The organism is Rhodococcus sp. ARC_M5 (assembly GCF_022810405.1).
Lineage (GTDB): Bacteria > Actinomycetota > Actinomycetes > Mycobacteriales > Mycobacteriaceae > Rhodococcoides > Rhodococcoides navarretei.
Genome location: NZ_JALGQE010000040.1, coordinates 1 through 2,426, shown reverse-complemented (window position 1 = coordinate 2,426; position 2,426 = coordinate 1). Strand labels below are relative to the sequence as shown.

2 protein-coding genes are annotated in these 2,426 nt (G+C 64.0%); both read right to left on the bottom strand.

Annotated features, from left to right (window positions below):
* Positions 1 to 62: 62 nt before the first annotated feature.
* Positions 63 to 917 (bottom strand): IS21-like element helper ATPase IstB, encoded by an 855-nt coding sequence (gene istB / locus MTX34_RS25410; protein ID WP_243611200.1) that lies wholly within the window; start codon positions 915 to 917, stop codon positions 63 to 65.
* Positions 914 to 2,287, bottom strand: a complete 1,374-nt coding sequence (locus tag MTX34_RS25405; protein ID WP_243611199.1) for a helix-turn-helix domain-containing protein — start codon at positions 2,285 to 2,287, stop codon at positions 914 to 916. The genes istB and MTX34_RS25405 overlap by 4 nt, the downstream gene beginning before the upstream one ends.
* Positions 2,288 to 2,426: the final 139 nt, after the last annotated feature.

Sequence of the window (2,426 nt, the reverse complement as noted above, 5' to 3'; positions counted from 1 at the left end):
TGACGGCGCTCAGCGAAAATGCTCAACCTCGCTCAGTGAAAGTGCTCACCCGGTAGCGGTGATCACTGTAGCGGTTGGCGGGTCCCGGTGACGGCTTTGCGGAGCATTTCCGAGCGTGCGTTGTGGTCGCGGAGCCGGTAGGAATCACCGAACATATCGAGCACCACCGATCGATGCAAGAGGCGGTCGAGCATGGCCGCTGCGACGGTGTCGTCACCGAGAACCGTTCCCCACGATCCGACCCCGCGGTTGCTGGTGATCACGATCGATGTCTTCATATACCGTTGCGAGACAACCTGAAACAACGCCGAAGCCGCCTCTCCCGGCAACGGAAGATACCCGAGTTCGTCGATCACCAACAGTGTCGGCCCGGCGTAGAACCGCATCGTCGTCGCCCATCTGCCTTCGATTGCAGCCCGGTGACATCGAGCGGCGAGATCGGCGGCAGTGGTGAAATACGTCCGATACCCGGCATGCGCAGCGGCCCGCGCCAGCCCGACCGACAGATGCGTTTTCCCGACCCCGGGCGGTCCGATGAGCAGCACATTCGTCGCGGTTTCCAGATATCTGCAGGTTGCCAGCTCATCGATCAGCTTCTTGTCGACCCCGGCGGCGTTGTCGAAGTCGAAGTCCTCGAGCGATGCCGGGGTCGGCAGGCAGGCGAACCGCAACCTGCCGGTCAACCGGCGTGCTTCGGTGGCTGCGACCTCGATCGAGAGCAGTCGTTCCAACGCTGCTGTCATCGACAGCTCCTCCGCCACGGCTTGGTCGAGGACCGCCGGCAGTGCTTCGGCGGCGTCGGCGAGTTTGAGGACCCCGAGATGCCCACGCAGACGTTGGTAGAGGCTCGCGGCTTCGGCGGTGTTCGGTGCGGGAAGTCGATCAGCGGTGGTCCGTGGTGTCGGTGTGTCACTCATGCGAGAGTGTTCCTTCCCCGTGCGGCCCGCTCGTAGGTCGAGAGGTCGATGACATCCGATGGTGTTGTCGTAGAACTCGATTCGGCATCCGAGGTCGACGTGGGCGAACTCTGTAAGTGTCTGCCACGCAACGCTTCCGCTGCCTTCAGCGCATCAGGTCCTGGCGGTATCCGTTCCTTTCGGCGGTGCGGTTTACCGGTGTTCGCGGTCGCCATCGCGGCCCGTTCGAGGGCAATGACATGACCGCTGTCGCGGACGATCATGCCGAGACCGTCGGCGGCCACCGCATGCCGGGCGACGGTGATGCCGGAGGCGGTGACGATGTCGAGATGGCTGCCGCCGACGGGGCGGGTGACGGTGACCTTCGCGGACGCCAACTCCGGCGGCACGGAGTACTGGTTGCCGCGGTAGGACACCAATGCTTGCCGCGACGCCGTGCGACTGTCACCGAGGATCACCGGATACGCCGTGGCCGGCGGTGTCTGCAGGGGTTCGGTGGCTGCGAGGTCGGCGACGGTGCTGGTTCCGTCCGGGGTGTGGCGGGTGCGATTGTCGGAGACGGCGGCGCAGAATTTGTCGAGATGTGCCTGGGCCTGCTCGACGCTCATGTCCGGTAGCGATCTCCACCACCGTTGGGCTGCAGTGTGATTCGCCTTCTCGACGACACCTTTGCGGTTCCCTCGCCGCGGTGGGCAGATCGCGACCGAGACCCCGTAGTGCTTCGCGACGCCGGCGAAGCTGGCGGTCACCGCACCGGATTCGGGGTAGCAGACCGTGGCCATCCGGTCGAAGCGCCAGACTCGGGTGATGCCGCCGAGAGCTCGGACAACGCGGTCGAGATTGTCGACCAGATGTGGTTGATCCATCGACGGGGTCAGTACCGCCCGCCATTTGCCCGAGTGTGCGAAGGAGCCGACCCACAGGTGTGCTGTTCTGCCCCAACCCCATTCGGTGGGTGGGTTCGGGAGATCGACGTAGTCCCATTGGGTTTCTTCGCCCGGCGGGTGTTCGATGATGGCGTTGGCCCGGTCGGTTGCGGTCCTGCAGGCCAGGCAGATCGGGCGTAGTTTCTGTTGCCGGATCTTGCGGGTCATCGTCGGATAGGACAATGCGAAACCCAGGGCCAACAGTTCGTCGAACAGGGCGACCGCCCAGAGGTGCGGGTCCTCGGCGAATCGGTAGCGGATGTAGTCGACGAAGTCCTCGAACGGGTCCACCGTGGACTTTCGTCGCACACCAGGGGTGGTGGTTCCGTTGATGTAGTTGCGGACGGTGCGGCGGTTACGGCCGGTGTGGCGAGCGATGTCCGAGATCGACATGCCTCGTTTGTGCAGTGCGGATATCTCCATGTCCTCTTCCCATGTAAGCATGAGATCGCGGGTCTCCTTCGGGACGCTGGTGTGTGGTCAGAGACCATCAGCATCGGAGGAGGCCCGCCCTCATTGGCGGAGCCACACGGGTGAGCACTTTCAGAGATCAGATCTGGCAACTTTCACTGAGCGCCGTCAC